Below are 17,543 nucleotides of genomic sequence, written 5' to 3' on the forward strand. Positions count from 1 at the left end.
TCCACCGGCAGGACTAGGGGGACTTGGACGCCTCGGCAAACGAGGGGAAAAAGTAATCCACCGGCGTCACCGGGATGCGCTGCCCGGCCTGGGTGACATCATAAACCTGCTGCTGGCATTGATCACCGTCGTGGATAAAGCTGAACTCCACCAGATAGACCTTCTGCTTCTGTGGCACAAAGATACTGCCCAAGGGGCCGCAGTTGTAGGAGGTCGACACCATCGGGTTGCTCACCCGTGTTTCCTCCCACTTGTTCCGCTCATAATTGAACCTCTTCTCCGTCGTGTATTCACTGACATAGCCCGGTGCCGGCTTGCGGCCATAGACGTGCGAAGCGCCCCGCAACTCGAACCGCTGGCCGGGATCGACCTGCAGCTCTTGCCGGCTACGACGCCAGCCCCAATTCGAGGGCTTGACCAGCGTTCCCAGCTCTTTCAAGTCCTCTTGCGGATCGCTCCCGCCCCGGAACAGGAACAGCACCGGATTGGAGGTATCCCCGGCAACCTGCAGAATGACTTTCGCATGCTCGGCATCCACCACCAGCGGTTTTTCTTCAGGCCGGGGAGGCAGGCGAAGATCCGGCACCCAACTCCGCAGTTGCGCACCGCTGCAACCGAGCTGGGACAGGACGAGCAGGAACAAGACGATTTTCTTCACGACACATCCCCCATGTTCCGCACTGGATACCCAGAGGAAGGAGCCCCCTTGTCCGCAGCGCATGATAACCAAACGCCACTATCGGGCTGGATCATAACCAAATAGGCCGCATGAAGTGCAGGGACTTCGCTAATCGGCAGGAAATAGCCGAAGGCCTCCAGAGGCTGGCGTGAAGGCCTGATCGGGCAGGGTTACTTGTTCTTGAGGCAGGTGCTCATGAACGTCTTGCGCTCATCGCCTTTGAGAGCCTTGGTGGTGGCGTCGGCGTTGCAGGTTTTCATCTTGTCCTGCTGGGTGACGGGTTTGGCGGCTTTCAGGCAGGTGCTCATGAAGGCTTTGCGTTCATCGCCCTTGAGGGTCTTGGTGGTGGCCTCGGCGTTGCAGCTCTTCATCTTGTCCTGCTGAGCCTGTTGGGCAGCAGTGGCGGCAAAGCCCTGGGAACACAGCAACAGGCCTGCCAACAACAAAGGGATACGCAGCATGTTCATGGAGTTTTCTCCTGGTTGCCGCGCCGATGGGCACGGCTACCCATCCAGTGTAGACAAACCCCGTTACACCTCCAGCCGCCACGCTCGAAGGAAATCGGCATCACCCGCTCCGGGTTGGGCAAGCCCCGTTAAAGCCCCTCGGCCTTGAGCCGCTGCGCATGCTCGACGAACAGCCGGATCGGCTCGGCGCCCTTGCCCACCAGGCCCAGTGACTGGTTGACGATATCAAGGTGGTCGAGGGGATAGTCGTCGCCGATCACCGTCCCCAGGTGCGAACTGTAGCGCCCGACCATGCCATCGCACTGCCCGGCCTCGCGAATGAAGGTTTTGGCGAACAAGCGGCAACTGCGATGGGTGCCGTCGAACAGGTTACGCCCACGATCGGTGATACCAGGCTGCAGAATCCCGGACCAGGAGTAGTAACGCACGCCATCGACCCATTCGGCGCCCTGCCCGCCCCAACTGTCCGGCAGCCCCTGCGGGTACTGGCGGTTGAACAGGGCAACGCCGTCGCTGGTCAGTGAGTGATGGGAAGCGCTCAGATCCATCGGCAAGGCCGGTCCCCGGTAGCCGGTTTCCAACCAGCCCATCAATCGCGCGACGGCGCAGAGCACGAAGGTCAGCAGGCGCCCACGGGCACTTGTCTGCGGATAGTGCCGGTGGAAATGATCGGCCAGTTCCGAGCCGTGATTGGGCCCGGCCACCGAGGTCACCGACGCGACCCATTCCGGGCGCCGGGCCGCCGCGTAACGCGCGGTCAGCGAGCCCTGGCTGTGACCAATCAGGTTGACCTTTTGCGCACCGGTTTCACGACGGATCTGCTCGATCCGCAACAACAGTTGCTCGCCACGCACCTCATTGCAATGCAGCGGCGAAACCTGCACGGGAAATACCGTCGCGCCGCCCGCACGCAACGCCGGGGTGATGCCATACCAATAGGGAAACCACAGCAACCGGATAAACCCGAGCATGCCCGGCACCAGCACCAAGGGGTAACGCGTGGCGAGTTCTTGCGACATCGGAAGCATCCATGACAGGGTACGAATAGAGCCTAGGCCAGGCTCGAAAGCATCGACACTGAAGATGACAACACGACGACATCCGGTGTTCTGTCAGCCTTGCAGCAACAATCGGATAAAACTTTTCCGCTCTCGCACCACTCACACCCTGGGTAGCGATCTCGCCAGCAGAGCGAGGCGCCCTAACCGGATCAGTCAGGAGATCGAGATGAGCGATATGCATTTGTCCGATGTAACCACCCTGCGTGAACGTGCGCGCAAGAACGTCGAAAACGGTGCGGTCACCGAAGGCTACGGGGCCGACCGTAATGAGATCCTGCGTCTGCTCAACGAGTCGCTGGCCACCGAGCTGGTCTGCACGCTGCGCTACAAGCGTCACTACTTCATGGCCACCGGCCTGAAGGCCAGCGTGGCTGCCGATGAGTTTCTCGAGCACGCCAACCAGGAGCTGGAGCACGCCGACCGGCTGGCTGAACGCATCGTGCAGTTGGGCGGCGAACCGGAGTTCAACCCGGACCTGCTGTCCCAGCACTCCCACGCCCAGTACGTGGCCGGCAAGACCCTCAAGGAAATGGTCTACGAAGACCTGGTCGCCGAACGGATTGCGGTGGACAGCTACCGCGAGATCATCCAGTTCATCGGCGACCAGGATCCGACCACACGGCGGATCTTCGAGGACATCCTCGCCCAGGAGGAAGAACATGCCGATGACATGGCGGATATCCTGAAGGATCTGTAGAACACTGCTCGACTCCATGTAGGAGCGTGGCTTGCCCGCGAATAGGCCCTCAAGGCCGCCAAAAGCTTCGCGGGCAAGCCACGCGCCTACAGGTAAAGCCTATCCGGCCGTTGTCAGTTCCTGACTGTCCGCGGCGCCTTGCCCGACTTCATCTGCTCCAGCAATGGCGCGCACTGGTTCGGCACATCGCCACCCGGAGCCACCAGCGCCAGCAATCCAGTCGCCGGTCCAGCGATCACCCCCAACGCCACCATGCCCGCGCCACGCAACAGCAGTGGCACCGCCTGCACGCCAGCATCAGGCTTGATGAACTTGCCCCGTACGTACAGCGGCGAGCGCAGGGACAACAAGCGGAAGCCCTTGGATTCCGGATTGATCTTCAGATCCAGTTGCTCATTGGCGAAGTTGGCCGTGCCATCGACGTAAATGATCGCGTTTTCGGTATCGAAAACGAACAGCCGGGTAGTCGCCAGACCACTCTTGATACCCAGATCGGCCGCCGCGCAGTTGATCTTCACTTCCTTGTCGCCAAAGATCTTGCCCACCACGTAGTTGCCGACATTGAGCCCGGCAATTTCCATCAGGCCACGGCTGACAGCGCCATCGTTGACCAGCATCTTCAGGTCACCATTGGAAGTCCCCAGCAGACGCGCTACCGAGTTGCCGGTGCCGCTGATATCGGCATCGCCATTGAGTTCACCGAAACTGGTCTTCATCGGTTCGAAGGTCGGGAACAGTTGCTTGAGCTTGAAGTTGCGCGCGGTCAGCTTCGCCCGCCCCTGCATCGGCGTGACGCGACCGTTGAGGCGCACCTGCGCATCGAGCTTGCCGCCGGCCACGCCAAATCGCAGGGGTTCCAGGCTCAGTTCGCCATCGGTGAGCACCAGATGAGTGTAAAGATCGGTGAAGGGCAATTCGGCACTGTGGACAATCCGCTTGCCGGTGAATTCCACATCCGCATCCATGTCGCGCCAGCGTTCGGTGCGGAACTCCTCCACCGGCAGAACCTTGTCCGCTGGCTGCTTGCTTTCCCCACCACGGGCCTTCTGCTTGGCGTTGGAGTCCGCGCCGATCAGCGGCCCGAGGTCGGCCATCAGCAACTGATTGGACACCAGCACGCCGCTGAGTTTCGGCCGGGGCTGGCCGGCGACATACGACAGATCGCCGTGGATGTCGCTGGTACCGATCCTGCCGTTGAACTGCTCATACTTGAAGGTCGCCCCCGCCGGCTCGTGGAGCTTGGCGATCAGGTGACCATCGGTCTCGTAGGCGGGCGAGTCCGGCAGGGTCACGCCGGTCAAGGGATAGAGATTGCCCAGACTGTTGCCCGCCAGCTTCAGGCGCAGGTCCAGGGCGCCGAGGTTACGCGGATCGGTCAGGGTGCCGGCGACGGCAATCCGGGTATCGGCAATTTTCACATCGGCCTGCACCGGAAACGGTTTGGCCGCATCCTGCAGTGCCAACAGGCCACCGACCTTGCCGCTGCCGGCGAGATTCTGGCCGTGGTACTGGCCCTTGACCTTTAATCCGAACGCATAGTCCTGCGGCGCGGAGCCTTTTTCCAGAGCCTTCTTCGCCGCGCTGTCGCCGACGATATCGCCGTACGGAATCGATTTGCCCAACGAGTCGATCAGCAGATCGAGCTGGGTCTTGAGGCTCTTGTCATCCAGGGTGACATGGCCCTTGTCGAAACCGATGGCACCGATGTCCACCACCCAGGAGGAGGGTTGCTCGTTCGGGTCCTTGGGATCGAACTGGAACGTCCAGTTGGCTCGGCCATCGGCCAGGCGTTCGAGGCTGGCATTCGGTTCGGTCAGGTCGATACGCGGAATCACCACACGCTGGGCCAGCAAGGGCAACGGCGCGAGCCGCAGTTCGACGCGCTTGAGGGTGACCATCTGCGGATTTTTCGACCAGTCCGGATTACCCAGCGTCAGGTCTTCGGCAATCACGTGAGGCCAGGGCAACCAGGCCCGCCAGCCGCCCTCATCGGGCTCACGCTGCCAACGCAGCGACAGGTCACCCTGGATGGCAAAGGGACGATGAAGGATTTCTGAAACCTTGGCGTTGATCGGCGGCTTGATCCGGTTCCAATCGAAGAACGCGATGATCGCCACCAGCACTGCCAGCAGCAGGACCAGACTGACGCCGGCCCAGAGGAAGATTTTTCGAGTGCGCGTCATCGCACGAGGCTCCTGATAGCGGCTGAACGTCCAAAAAGCGACGCGATATACCTTTACGACTGGTAAAACCCCGGCAAGGTTTAATGCAAAAAGCCATCAACCGGGAAATCGAAGCGGGCCAAAGCTGACCGATTCATCCATTTTTCGTTCCCATGCTGCCCCTTCCTGAAGCAGTGCTGAGTAGAAAACACCCATCACGGAGCACGGGTAACACTCTGTAGGGCCCGGGCTAGACACCTCGCCCGGAACAATCAATTCCGTTGATTATTAACATTGTCCTTATGAACTTTTATATCGATTTTGCAAGGGTAACATTAGCTCCGTACCCACTTTATCGCCCTCCAACGGAGCAACTGATCATGAAACGCCAATTACTTCTCAGCCTCACCCTTGCCGTTCTGACCGCCAACGCCTATGCCCTGCCAGCACGCGAACAGGCTGCGCCACAAGCTCAAGCCAGTCACGCTACGGTCAGCCAGTCGTTGAACACCCTGGCTGCCGATGGTAGCGAACGTACCCCACAAGGCCAAACTCTGGCAGAAGGCGGTAGCGAGCGTACTCCACTGGGTCAGACTCTGGCCGAAGATGGCAGCGACCGTACTCCTCTGGGTCAGACCCTGGCCGAAGATGGCAGCGACCGCACTCCTCTGGGTCAGACCCTGGCCGAAGATGGCAGCGACCGTACTCCTCTGGGTCAGACTCTGGCCGAAGACGGCAGCGACCGCACTCCCCTGGGTCAAACCCTGGCCGAAGATGGCAGTGACCGTACTCCTCTGGGTCAGACCCTGGCCGAAGGTGGTAACGACCGTCTGAAAGAAAAAAATCTGATCACCGAAGGTGGTGCTGATCGCCTGGCTGAACGTCATCAAGCCTTGAGCTAAGGCCATGATGGCCTGGAACAAAGCCCGGTCCAGTGGATCGGGCTTTGGCATTTCAGGAACCTCGATTCATCTTGTCTAACGCCTACACCTACCACCTATACCTGCCGGCTGTTCGACGCCAGCAAAGCTGATTTGCTAGAGTGCACTGCCCATATCCCTCAGAAAACGTCCCGTCGATGCTGCCCCGTGCCGAACAGAAACAACAGACCCGTCATGCCCTGATGGACGCAGCGCGCCATCTGATGGACGGTGGCCGTGGGTTTGGCAGCCTCAGCCTGCGCGAAGTGGCGAAAACCGCCGGCATCGTGCCAACCGGCTTCTATCGGCATTTCGACGACATGGACCAACTCGGCCTGGCGCTGGTCTGCGAAGTCGGCCAAACCTTCAGGGAAACCATCCGGCTGGTCCGACACAACGAGTTCGTCATGGGCGGAATCATCGATGCCTCGGTGCGAATCTTCCTCGATGTCGTGGCGATGAATCGCTCGCAGTTCCTTTTTCTCGCCCGCGAGCAGTACGGCGGATCATTACCAGTGCGCCAGGCGATTGCTCGCCTGCGCGAAAACATCAGTTCGGATCTGGCCGCCGACCTGGCCCTGATGCCTAAACTGCAGCATCTGAGCACCGAAGGACTGGCGGTGATGGCCGACCTGATCGTCAAGAGCGTGTTCGCCACCCTGCCGGAAATCACCGACCCGCCGCTGGAGCCGCTACCCGAGTACCTGGCACCACAAGCGAAGATCACCCAGCAACTGCGTTTCATCTTCATCGGGTTGAAACACTGGCAGGGGCTCGGGAGTACCGAGTGACCCTCAGGACAGCCTGCATGCACTGCAAATGCTCATGAAAACTCATCGCGCACCATCTTGAAACATCCAGAAACACCGCTACGCTCCTTTTTCAGGCGTACGGCGCTTTCTGACAGGCATTTCCCAGGTTTCGGCCGATTGGCAAGCCCCTTGCTCTAGCTCATCGCATTGCTCATTGCCGGAAGCCTCCCGATGCTGGTGATTCATCGCAGAATCGACCCCCAATCCGCCTGGACCGCCGAGCTGCACCTGAACTTCGAGGCGCGCAGCAAAAGCCGTCTGCGCTGTTTCAGTGCCGCTGGCGAAGACGTGGGATTATTCCTTGAGCGGGGTCAGCCACCTCTGTACGACGGCGAGTTCCTGCAGGCCGAGGATGGCCGTATCGTGCGAGTCTGCGCCCGCCCCGAGCAGTTGCTGCATGTCAGTTGCGCCAATGCTTTCGAACTGACCCGTGCCGCCTATCACCTGGGCAACCGCCATGTCGCCCTGCAAGTCGGCGACGGCTGGCTGCGCCTGCTCGACGATTACGTGCTCAAGGCCATGCTCGAACAGCTCGGCGCCCACACCGAAACCCTCGAGGCCCCCTTCCAACCGGAGCACGGTGCCTACGGCGGCGGTCATCACCACTCCCGGCATGGTGATGAAGATTTCAATTATCCGCCACGCCTGCACCAGTTTGGTGTGCGCACATGAATCCGGCCTGGGCGCTGCTGCGCCTGGCCAGCCCGCAGTTGCCGATTGGCGGCTACAGCTATTCCCAAGGTCTGGAAATGGCCGTGGAACAGGCTCGGGTACATGATCCGGCCAGCGCTCGACGCTGGATTGGCGACCAGTTGCTGCTCAACCTCGCCCGCTTCGAAGCGCCACTGTTGCTGGCCCACTGCACGGCGGCAGCCGAGGCCGACTGGCAGCGCCTGGAGCAATTGGCCGAAGACCACCGGGCCAGCCGCGAAACCCGCGAGCTGTATCTGGAAAGCCGGCAGATGGGCTACTCGCTGCAGCAACTGCTCGCCGGCCTGCCTGAACTCGATCCGGCAACCCGTGATTTCCTCGCTCGCCAACCCGAACCGCACCTGGCCCTCGGTTGGGCGTTGGCCGCCCGCGCCTGGCAGATCAGCCCGCAGGACGCCCTGGCCGCCTGGCTCTGGAGCTGGCTGGAAAACCAGTTGGCGGTACTGATGAAGACCCTGCCGCTCGGCCAGCAGGCTGCGCAGCGCCTGACCAGTGAGCTGCTGCCGCTGCTGCAACAGGCGCAGCAGGCCGCCAGCGAGCAGGACCCGCAACACATCGGCAGCGCCGCCTTCGGCCTGTCCCTGGCGTGCATGGCCCACGAGCGCCAGTACAGCCGCCTGTTTCGTTCCTAGGAGAGCAAGATGAACGCACAACCCCTGCGTGTCGGTATCGGCGGTCCCGTCGGCTCCGGCAAGACCGCCCTGACCCTGGCCCTGTGCCTGGCCCTGCGCGATCGCTACAACCTGGCGGTGGTCACCAACGATATCTACACCCGCGAAGACGCCGATTTCCTGGTGCGCAACCAGGCCCTGGCGCCGGAGCGGATCATCGGCGTGGAAACCGGTGGCTGCCCGCATACCGCGATCCGTGAGGACGCCTCGATCAATCTGGAGGCGGTGGACCAGTTGAACCGGCGCTTCCCGGGCCTGGACCTGATCCTGGTGGAATCGGGCGGCGACAACCTGTCGGCGACCTTCAGCCCGGAACTCTCCGACCTGACTATCTATGTGATCGATGTATCGGCCGGCGACAAGCTGCCGCGCAAGGGCGGCCCGGGGATCTGCAAGTCCGATCTGCTGGTGATCAACAAGATCGACCTTGCACCGCTGGTGGGCGCCTCACTGGAAATGATGGACGGCGATACCCGCCGGATGCGCGGCGACAAGCCGTTCGTGTTCAGCAACCAGAAAACCGGGCACGGCCTGGACGCCATCGTCGCCTTCATCGAACGCCAGGGTCTGCTGACCGCTGCGTGATGTCCCCGCTTTCAACAACAAGGAACTGCTCCATGTCCCTGAAGAAAATCTTTACCGTCCTGACCCTGCTGCTGGCACCCGCCATGGCTTTCGCTCACCCCGGCCACGGCGACAGCGGCCTGGTTGCAGGTATCAGCCATCCCATCGGAGGCATCGATCATCTGCTGGCGATGCTCGCGGTGGGTCTGTGGGCTGCGCAGCAACAAGGAACGGCACGCTGGGCCCTGCCCTGCACCTTTGTCGGCACCATGCTGATCGGTGGCCTGCTCGGTTTCGAAGGCCTGCAACTGCCGGCCCTGGAAAGTGGCATCGCGGCCTCGGTACTGGCGCTCGGCCTCGCCGTGGCGTTGGCGGTACGCCCCCCCGTGAGCCTGGCGATGGCCGCGACGGCACTGTTTGCGCTGTTCCATGGCGTGGCCCATGGCCTGGAACTGCCGGATATGTCCAGCCCCTGGGCCTATGCCGCTGGTTTCGTATTGGCAACCGCAACCCTGCACGCCCTGGGCTATGCGCTGGTGCGGGTGTTGCCGCAGGCGGCAGCGCCGCTGGTACGCCTGGCCGGGGCAGCGTCGGCGGCGACCGGCGTATGGTTGCTGGCGGGCTGAGCTCAGGGTGACCTGACTGGCCCCTTCGCGGGCAAGCCCGGCTCCTGCAGGATCTCTGTCGAACGCGGACCCGCGTCACACCATGCCCTGTAGGAGCAGGGCTTGCCCGCGAATGAAGCAACCCAATCGCTAGTGGCAAACATACTTGTCCGCTCCACCATACCGATCCAGCACAAACCACGTATCTGACACGACGACAAATCGCCTGCTACCATGTGGCGCAAACTCCTGTCCGACGACTCCTGCCGATGCCTGATGTTTCCAGCTCTGCCGCCACTCCCGAATTGAAGCGTCTGTTCGCCACCGTGCAACAGCACTTTCGCCAGGTGATCGTGCCCCTGTGGCAAGGCCCCGGCTGGAATGCCGAGCTGGCACTGCCTTATGAGGCGCTGGACGCGGAGCATCGTCCGCTGCCGCCGCAACGCTATCGCGCCATGGCCTGCGCCCGGCAGCTGTACCTGTTCGCCAGTCTGATCGGCGATGATGCCTTTCCCGACGCGAGTACCCGCGCCGCCGCGCTGTTCCGTTCGCTGCAAAGGCATTTCCACGATGCCGAACACGGCGGCTGGTTCTACAGCATCGACCCGCAGGGTGCACCGCTGGACACCCGCAAGGACCTCTATACCCACGCGTTCATCCTGTTCGCCTGCGCCCACTATTGGGCCAAGGTCCGTGAACCGCTGGTGGAATCGGTGCTCAATGCGGCCCTGGAGGTCATCGCCGCACGCTTCGCCACTGGCGACGGCCTGTACGAGGCGAGCCTGGCACGCGACTGGTCGTCGCTGGGCAGCGGCCCCCTGCAGAATCCGCTGATGCACCTGGCCGAAGCCTTCCTGGCAACGCTGTCGGCCCGCGAAGATGGCGCAGTACAACGCGACCTACTGGCACTGACCGCAGCCCTGCAGAAACGCTTTATCGACCGCCAGCACGGCGTGATGCTGGAAAAACCGCTGGGCACTGTGGATAACTGGTTCGAGCCGGGTCATCAATTCGAATGGCTGTTCCTGCTCGAGTCCTCCCCCGTGTTGCGCGGGAGCGCTCTGCATCAGTCAATGCAGCGGGCTTTCGAGTATGCCGAGCGGACCGGTGTCGACCCGCACAGCGGCGCCGTCAGCGCGATGCTGAACATCGATGGGACGTCGAACGACACCACCCAGCGGATCTGGGCCCAGGCCGAATACCTGCGGGCGCTGACCCTGCGTGTGGATAACTCGGCGCGCCTGCAGCGTCAACTTCAGGTCCTGCACACCCACTTCATGCACAAAGGCGGCTGGCATGAATGCCTGGATGCCAACGCATTGGTCAGCCGCATGGATATGCCGTCAACCACGCCTTATCACCTGGCGACCTGCCTTTACGGCCTGGCCGACTACCTGCGTTGACCCGCCTCCTCTTGTGAGCCCACTCGCTTTGGTGAGCGGGCTCACCCGCGCTGGGCTGCAAGGCCGCCCCAAAGCCTTCGAACTCGTTACTCCGGATGTATGTACCCCGGCGGCTGGTTTCAGGGCCGTTTCACGGCCCGACGCGGGCAAGCCCGCTCACCACAAACGAGTCTCAGGCCTTGTTGCGCTCGATCGCGAACCCGGCCCAGGTCTGGCTCACCGGCATCAGTTCCAGGCTGTTGATATTGACGTGGGCCGGCGTGTTCATCACCCAGAAGATGGTATCGGCAATGTCCTGTGGCTGGATCGGCTCGGCGCCGGCATAGGTCGCGTCATAGCGTGCCTGGTCGCCGCCGAAACGCACCAGCGAGAACTCGCTTTCGCACAGGCCCGGCTCGATGTTGCTCACCCGCACGCCCGTGCCTTGCAGGTCGCAACGCAGGTTCAGCGAGAACTGTTTGACGAACGCCTTGCTCGCGCCATACACATGGCTGCCCGGATACGGGTAATTACCGGCAATCGAGCCAAGGTTGATGATGCTGGCACCCCGCCCGTGGGCGATCAGGCGCGGCAGCAGCAGGCGGGTGCTGTACATCAGGCCCTTGATGTTGGTGTCGACCATGGTGTCCCAATCGTCCAGGTCACACTTGGGCGCCGGGTCGACACCCAGGGCCAGCCCGGCGTTGTTGATCAGCCCGCGCAGCGTGGCAAAGCTCGGCGGCAGGTTGGCGATAGCGGTTTCCATGGCCTTGCGGTCACGTACGTCGAGCACCAGGCCATGCACTTCGGTCTGCTTGGAAAGCTCGGCGCAGAGGGCATTCAGACGCTCTTCGCGACGCCCGGTCAGTACCAGTTTCCAACCCGCCTCGGCAAAACGGCGGGCACACGCCTCGCCAAAACCGGAAGTGGCGCCCGTGATAAACAACGTGGATGTCATCATGTTCTCCTTGCTCGGCTCGGTTACAGCCTGAAATAAAGTCCCAGCATGCCCGGCCCGGGGAAGGCCAGCAACTGCGTAGCGCGTTTCAGGGCCGGACTGTACAAAAAACGTTCAAAAAGCGGCAGCCCAGATAATCCGTGACCTGGAGCCCGATGTACGCACCTTATCCACAGTCCCGTCCACAATCTCTGGGGGCAACTCGAAAAGCCTCAGGCCTCTATCTACAAGGCCTGCAGCCCTTTTTTGAAAGTTTTTCGCTTGACCGCAGACAAGCCCATGTGCAGCGATGGAACACCCGTACCAGCAAGGGGATTTCCGCAGGGTGGCTTCAAGCCAGTAGTTACGCCGCTCACGGCAGTCTTTCCAGAGTTTGCCCACAGAGTTATCCACAGGCTATTCCAAGCATCTACAGGCCATCAGCCGCGCTCATAAAGCTGTTGACAAATGCAGCAAGAGCTTGCCAAAAATCGACTGATCAAAAAACACTCAAACCCTTGAAGACCACGAATTACAAGGCCTCCAGCCAGATACTCCCACGTTACCCACAGCCGATTCCACAGCAAACGGGGACAAGTCAAAACTGTGACAAAACAACTGTTTGCAGCGGTTTCATGTCGCACCCTGCGAAGTTTCCAATTGCGTTTTCCACAATTTCATTTTCGTATTGTGGATAGACAAAACGCCCCGGACCGAAAGGTCGCGGGGCGCTCCTGTGGATACCGTCTCGCGACTCAGTGTCCGCCCAGATAAGCGTTGCGCACCTCCTCGTCGGCCAACAGTTCCTTGCCGCTGCCACTGAGGCGGATCTGCCCGTTGACCATCACATAGGCCCGGTCCGACAGTTTGAGCGCATGGTTGGCGTTCTGTTCGACCAGGAAGATGGTCATCCCCGAGGCCGCCAGTTCGCGCAGGGTGGCGAAGATCTGTTTCACCACGATCGGCGCCAGCCCCAGGCTCGGCTCATCGAGCAGCAACAGTCTGGGTCGGCTCATCAATGCCCGGGCGATGGCGAGCATCTGCTGCTCGCCACCGGACATGGTCATGGCCCGCTGGTTGCGTCGCTCCTTGAGCCGGGGAAACAACTCGAACATGCGTTGCATGTCCTCGCTGGCGAACTGGTCACCAATGGGGATAGTGCCCATCAGCAGGTTCTCTTCCACAGTCATGTCGGGAAATACCCGCCGCCCTTCCGGCGACTGGGCGATGCCGTTGGACGCAATGTAGTGGGACGACTTGTGGGTAATGTCGACGCCCCGGTAGAGAATCTGCCCGGCCGCCGCCCGCGGCTGACCGAAGATCGACATCAGCAGCGTCGACTTGCCGGCCCCGTTGGAGCCGATCAGGCTGACGGTTTCGCCTTCGTTGATATGCAGCGAGACCTGTTTCAGGGCCTGGATCGGCCCGTAGTACACATCCAGGTTCTTCAGTTCGAGGATAGCCTGACTCATACCAGTTCCTCTTCATCCGCACCCAGGTAGGCGGCGATCACTTTCGGGTCGTTGCGGATCGCTTCGGGCCCGCCCTGGGCGATCACGTTGCCGTGGTCCAACACCACGATGTGGTCGGAAATACTCATCACCATGCCCATGTCGTGTTCGATCAGCACCACGGTCAGGTCATGCTCGTCGCGCAGCAGCCGGATCATCGCGCTCAGCGCTTCGGTTTCCTGAGGGTTGAGGCCGGCCGCCGGTTCGTCGAGACAGATGACCTGCGGCCGCGTGCACATGGCCCGGGCAATTTCCAGGCGGCGCTGCTGGCCATAGGAAAGCTCACCGGCCAGGCGATTGGCGCAGTCCACCAGGTCGACCACCTCCAGCCAGTAGAACGCCGTGTCCAGCGCGTCGCTCTCGGCCTGGCGATAACCCCGGGTATTGAGGATACCGGCCAGCAGATTGCGATTGACCCACATGTGCTGGGCCACCAACAGGTTCTCCAGCACCGACATTTCCTTGAACAGGCGAATGTTCTGGAAAGTGCGCGCCAACCCCGCCCGATTGACCAGGTGAGTGCCGCCGAACATCTTGTAGTACAGCCGGCTGACGAAGTGCTTCGGTGAAACGAAGTCGCTGGCACGGAACGACTCGCCCAGCAGTTGGATGACATTGGTCACCCGTCCCCGGGTATTGAGTTCGATGCGCCCGCCGGAAGCCTTGTAGAAACCGGTGAGGCAGTTGAACACGGTGGTCTTGCCGGCGCCGTTGGGGCCGATCAGGGCAAAAATCGAGTTGCGTTTGACTTGCAGACTGACGTCACTGAGGGCCTTGATACCGCCAAAGTGCATCATCAATTTCTCGACCGAGAGAATGATTTCGTCGTTCATTGCGCGGCTCCTTCGTGCAAGGCACCCTTACGTGGGGCAACCCCGGTGCGGCTGATACGGATCAGGCCACGGGGGCGCCAGATCATCATCAACACCATCAACACACCGAACAACAGCACCCGGTACTCGGCGAAACTGCGCAGCAACTCCGGCGCGACGGTCAGCACGAACGCGGCGATGACCACACCAATGGTCGAGCCCATGCCGCCCAGCACGACGATGGCGAGGATCAGCGCCGACTCGAAGAAGGTGAACGAGGTCGGGTTGACGAAGCCCTGGTAGGTGGCAAAGAACACCCCGGCCAGACCCGCCGTCGATGCACCCAACGTGAACGCCGAAAGCTTGACCAGCACATGGTTCAGGCCCATCGCGCGGCAGGCGATCTCGTCTTCACGCAGGGCTTCCCAGGCCCTGCCGACCGGCATCCGGGTCAGCCGATGCTTGATGTAGAGCACGGCCAGCACCACCAGGAACAGCACGGCGTAGATAAAGTAGAACTTCACGTCGGGGTTGTAGGCGATCCCGAAGAACTCATGGAACGGGATGCCGCCATCTTTCGCCCGCTTGCCGAACTCCAGGCCGAAAAAGGTCGGCAACGGCGCCGGCATGCCGTTCGGGCCACCGGTCAGCGACAGCCAGTTGTTGAGCACCAGACGGATGATTTCGCCAAAACCCAGAGTCACGATTGCCAGGTAGTCGCCGTGCAGGCGCAAGACCGGGAAGCCCAGCACGCAACCGGCCAGGGCCGCACAGATTGCCGCCAGCGGCAGCACCGTCCAGAAGCCCAGGCCGAGGTACTGATAACCCAGGGCCAGGCCATAGGCACCGATGGCATAGAACGCCACGTAACCGAGGTCGAGCAGCCCCGCCAGGCCAACCACGATGTTCAGGCCGAGCCCGAGCAGCACGTAGATCAGGCCGAGAATCACCACCCCCAGCAGGTAGGAGTTGGCGAAGACCGGGAAGATCACCGCGATGGCGATCATGATCGGGATGATCCAGCGCAGACGCGACTTGTAGTCCGGTGCCAGCACATGGACCCCGGAGCCGCTGCCCTCGAAGCCGTCGAGAATCCGTTGGCCCTTCGCAGTCTGCAGGTAGAGGCTGAGGGCGAAGCGCCCGAGCATCACGATCGCCACCAGCCAGGCGACACGGGTCGGCTGCAGGTTGAAGCTGTAACCCTCCAGGACGACACCGACAATGGGGCCGAAAACGATCAGGGCGACCAGGCCGGCAAGAATGGCATCCACCAGGCTTTTTTTGATATCGAGCGATTTTTCAGTGGCTGAGGACATTGCTTACACCTTCGACACAAGAGGACGGCCGAGCAGGCCTTGCGGCCGAAAGACCAGAACCAGAACCAGCAGCGAGAAACTGAACACGTCCTTGTAGTCCGAGTTGACCAACCCGGAGAACAGCGACTCGGAGATCCCGAGAATGATCCCGCCCAGCATGGCGCCCGGCAGTGAGCCGATACCGCCAAGCACCGCGGCGGTGAACGCCTTGATCCCGATGACGAAGCCGGCATAGAAGTCGAACGTGCCGTAGTTCATGGTGATCAACACACCGGCCAGGGCCGCCATGGCCGCGCCGATGACAAACACGTAGGAAATGATCCGGTCGGTATTGATCCCCAGAATCGAGGCCATCTTGCGGTCCTGCTGGGTGGCCCGACACATGCGCCCCAGCTTGGTGTACTTGATGATGTAGGTCAGCAGGCCCATGCCGAGGAACGCGGCCACCAGGATGAAGACCTTGGTGTAGGTGAGCTGGACGAAACCACTGCCGACGTCGATGCGCCAGGCACCGGTGAGCAGTGTCGGTACGCCCTGTTGCCGGGCGCCCTGGCTGATCTGTGCATAGTTCTGCAGGATCAGCGAAATGCCGATGGCGCTGATCAGCGGCGCCAGCCGAGTGGAGTTGCGTAGAGGTTTGTAGGCGATACGCTCGATGGTCCAGCCGTACACGCCAGTCACGACGATGGTGAACAACAGAGTGCCGAGCATCAGCAGCGGGAAGGATTCGATACCGAAATAGGCCAGCAGGGCCAGACTGATTGCCGAGAGGTAGGCGGAAATCATGTAAACCTCGCCGTGGGCGAAGTTGATCATGCCGATGATGCCATAGACCATTGTGTAGCCGATGGCGATCAGGCCATAGACCGACCCGAGGGTCAGGCCGTTGACCAGTTGCTGCAGGAAAATACCATCCATAACGCAATCTCACGCACGTTGAGAGACTGCACAGAAGCGCACTGCGACGGACCGGGGTTCAACCGCCGTCGCAGCACCGCCATGTGCAGTTCTACAAGAAAAGACAGGTAACTGCACGGACACGCATGGCGACTGGCCGGCGCCTGTGGCATCGGCCAGATCGGCTCATGTCACTTCTGTTTTTCCAACTGGTGGTATTTGCCGTTCGCGTCCCACTGATAGACCACGTAGTCGGAGACCTTCAGGTCGCCCTTGGCATCCCAGGTCTTCTCGCCCATGACGGTCTTGACCGGGTGCGACTTGAGCCACTTGGCAGCGTCCTCGCCCTTGTTCGACTTGGCGCCGCTGAAACCGGCGGCCAGGGCCTGGACCGAAGCGTAGGCGTACAGGGTATAACCCTCGGGCTCGGTACCGGCCTTGCGGAATTGCTCGACGACCGCCTTGCTGTCAGGCAGCAGACGTGGGTCGGCACCGAAGGTCATGTAGACACCATCGACGAATTGCGGACCGCCAGCGGTGGTCACCAGTTCGTCGGTCACGACACCGTCGTCGGACATGAACTTGACGTCCTTCAGGCCTTCGGTACGCAGTTGCTTGACCAAGGGACCGGCTTCCGGATGCAGGCCGCCGAAGTAGACCACATCGGCACCGGCCGCACGGATCTTGGTCACCAGGGCGCTGAAGTCCTTCTCGCCACGGGTCAGGCCTTCGTAGATCACCGGGGTCACGCCGCGCTTGATCAACTGCGCCTTGGTCGCATCGGCCAGCCCCTGGCCGTAGGTATCCTTGTCGTGGATCACCGCAACCTTCTTGCCCTTGAGCACATCGACGATATAGTCGCCGGCAACGATGCCTTGCTGGTCGTCACGTCCGCACATGCGGAACATCGCCGACAGGCCGCGTTCAGTCACCTGCGGGTTGGTGGAGCCTGGGGTGATCGCGATGATGCCGGCTTCGTCATAGACCTCCGACGCCGGGATGGTCGAGGAAGAGCAGAAGTGCCCGACGACACCGGCAACCTTCTTGTTGGTCAGGTCCTTGGCGACCGTCACTGCCTGTTTCGGCTCACAGGCGTCGTCGCCCTTGACCAGGACGATCTTCTCGCCGTTGACCCCGCCTTCTGCGTTGATCGCATCCGCCGCAGCCTGTGCCCCCTTCATGTATTGCTCACCAAACGCCGCGTTGGCACCGGTCATGGGACCGGCTACACCGATTTTCAGATCAGCCTGGGCAAACGCAGAAACACCCAACGCAGCAGCCACTGCGAGGGCGACAAAGCCTTTTTTGTAAAACTTCTGGGACATGAGGTGGTGCTCCA

At 61.5% G+C, this 17,543-nt stretch carries 18 protein-coding genes; 8 read left to right on the forward strand and 10 right to left on the reverse strand.

Going from position 1 to position 17,543, the window contains the following annotated elements:
• Positions 1-13 precede the first annotated feature (13 nt).
• From BLU37_RS04385 to BLU37_RS04395, 3 genes are all read right to left on the reverse strand, one after another.
• On the reverse strand, positions 14-658 hold the full coding sequence (locus BLU37_RS04385) for a hypothetical protein (protein ID WP_090202596.1): 645 nt from the start codon (positions 656-658) through the stop codon (positions 14-16).
• A 191-nt stretch (positions 659-849) separates the two neighbouring features.
• The gene (locus BLU37_RS04390) at positions 850-1,146 is read right to left on the reverse strand and encodes a PsiF family protein (RefSeq protein WP_090202598.1); all 297 of its coding nucleotides are present in this window, start codon (positions 1,144-1,146) and stop codon (positions 850-852) included.
• 128 nt (positions 1,147-1,274) lie between these two features.
• Positions 1,275-2,165 (reverse strand): esterase/lipase family protein, encoded by an 891-nt coding sequence (locus tag BLU37_RS04395; RefSeq protein WP_090202601.1) that lies wholly within the window; start codon positions 2,163-2,165, stop codon positions 1,275-1,277.
• 208 nt (positions 2,166-2,373) lie between these two features.
• Between BLU37_RS04395 and BLU37_RS04400 the strand changes: the two genes are divergently transcribed.
• Positions 2,374-2,904 carry a ferritin-like domain-containing protein gene (locus tag BLU37_RS04400; protein ID WP_010444508.1) on the forward strand — a complete coding sequence of 177 codons (531 nt, stop codon included), beginning with the start codon at positions 2,374-2,376 and terminating at the stop codon, positions 2,902-2,904.
• 113 nt (positions 2,905-3,017) lie between these two features.
• Here the strand turns inward: BLU37_RS04400 and BLU37_RS04405 are convergent, their stop codons facing one another.
• Positions 3,018-5,087: an AsmA family protein gene (locus tag BLU37_RS04405; protein WP_090202603.1), complete on the reverse strand. Its 2,070-nt coding sequence runs from the start codon at positions 5,085-5,087 to the stop codon at positions 3,018-3,020.
• A 359-nt stretch (positions 5,088-5,446) separates the two neighbouring features.
• On the opposite strand from BLU37_RS04405, the gene BLU37_RS04410 reads away from it, so the two are divergent.
• The 7 genes from BLU37_RS04410 to BLU37_RS04440 all read left to right on the forward strand — a co-directional run bounded on the left by BLU37_RS04410 (position 5,447) and on the right by BLU37_RS04440 (position 10,752).
• The gene (locus BLU37_RS04410) at positions 5,447-5,968 is read left to right on the forward strand and encodes a hypothetical protein (RefSeq protein ID WP_090202605.1); all 522 of its coding nucleotides are present in this window, start codon (positions 5,447-5,449) and stop codon (positions 5,966-5,968) included.
• A gap of 176 nt (positions 5,969-6,144) precedes the next feature.
• Entirely contained in the window at positions 6,145-6,777 is a 633-nt protein-coding gene (locus BLU37_RS04415; protein ID WP_010444503.1) for a TetR family transcriptional regulator, read from the forward strand.
• A gap of 192 nt (positions 6,778-6,969) precedes the next feature.
• On the forward strand, positions 6,970-7,470 hold the full coding sequence (ureE, locus tag BLU37_RS04420; RefSeq protein WP_090202608.1) for an urease accessory protein UreE: 501 nt from the start codon (positions 6,970-6,972) through the stop codon (positions 7,468-7,470).
• Positions 7,467-8,141, forward strand: coding sequence for an urease accessory protein UreF (locus tag BLU37_RS04425; RefSeq protein WP_090202611.1), 675 nt, complete (start codon positions 7,467-7,469; stop codon positions 8,139-8,141). The genes ureE and BLU37_RS04425 overlap by 4 nt, the downstream gene beginning before the upstream one ends.
• A 9-nt stretch (positions 8,142-8,150) precedes the next feature.
• Complete coding sequence (gene ureG / locus BLU37_RS04430) at positions 8,151-8,765, forward strand: urease accessory protein UreG (protein WP_010444495.1); 615 nt, start codon at positions 8,151-8,153, stop codon at positions 8,763-8,765.
• A gap of 32 nt (positions 8,766-8,797) precedes the next feature.
• Positions 8,798-9,370, forward strand: coding sequence for a HupE/UreJ family protein (locus tag BLU37_RS04435; RefSeq protein WP_090202612.1), 573 nt, complete (start codon positions 8,798-8,800; stop codon positions 9,368-9,370).
• Between the two features lie 248 nt (positions 9,371-9,618).
• Entirely contained in the window at positions 9,619-10,752 is a 1,134-nt protein-coding gene (locus BLU37_RS04440) for an AGE family epimerase/isomerase (protein WP_090202613.1), read from the forward strand.
• A 172-nt stretch (positions 10,753-10,924) separates the two neighbouring features.
• Here BLU37_RS04440 and BLU37_RS04445 read toward each other — a convergent pair whose 3' ends face one another.
• The 6 genes from BLU37_RS04445 to BLU37_RS04470 form a co-directional block, all read right to left on the reverse strand.
• On the reverse strand, positions 10,925-11,689 hold the full coding sequence (locus BLU37_RS04445) for an SDR family oxidoreductase (protein WP_010445003.1): 765 nt from the start codon (positions 11,687-11,689) through the stop codon (positions 10,925-10,927).
• 734 nt (positions 11,690-12,423) lie between these two features.
• Positions 12,424-13,140 carry an ABC transporter ATP-binding protein gene (locus BLU37_RS04450; RefSeq protein ID WP_090202616.1) on the reverse strand — a complete coding sequence of 239 codons (717 nt, stop codon included), beginning with the start codon at positions 13,138-13,140 and terminating at the stop codon, positions 12,424-12,426.
• Entirely contained in the window at positions 13,137-14,012 is an 876-nt protein-coding gene (locus tag BLU37_RS04455; RefSeq protein WP_010445000.1) for an ABC transporter ATP-binding protein, read from the reverse strand. Before BLU37_RS04455 ends, BLU37_RS04450 begins: the two co-directional genes overlap by 4 nt.
• On the reverse strand, positions 14,009-15,307 hold the full coding sequence (gene livM, locus BLU37_RS04460; protein WP_090202619.1) for a high-affinity branched-chain amino acid ABC transporter permease LivM: 1,299 nt from the start codon (positions 15,305-15,307) through the stop codon (positions 14,009-14,011). The genes BLU37_RS04455 and livM overlap by 4 nt, the downstream gene beginning before the upstream one ends.
• 3 nt (positions 15,308-15,310) lie before the next feature.
• A complete protein-coding gene (locus BLU37_RS04465; RefSeq protein ID WP_010444996.1) occupies positions 15,311-16,225 on the reverse strand; it encodes an ABC transporter permease subunit in 915 nt (304 codons plus the stop codon).
• Between the two features lie 170 nt (positions 16,226-16,395).
• Positions 16,396-17,529, reverse strand: coding sequence for a branched-chain amino acid ABC transporter substrate-binding protein (locus tag BLU37_RS04470; RefSeq protein WP_010444993.1), 1,134 nt, complete (start codon positions 17,527-17,529; stop codon positions 16,396-16,398).
• Between the last annotated feature and the right edge of the window lie 14 nt (positions 17,530-17,543).

This window comes from Pseudomonas asplenii, assembly GCF_900105475.1.
GTDB classification, from domain to species: domain Bacteria; phylum Pseudomonadota; class Gammaproteobacteria; order Pseudomonadales; family Pseudomonadaceae; genus Aquipseudomonas; species Aquipseudomonas asplenii.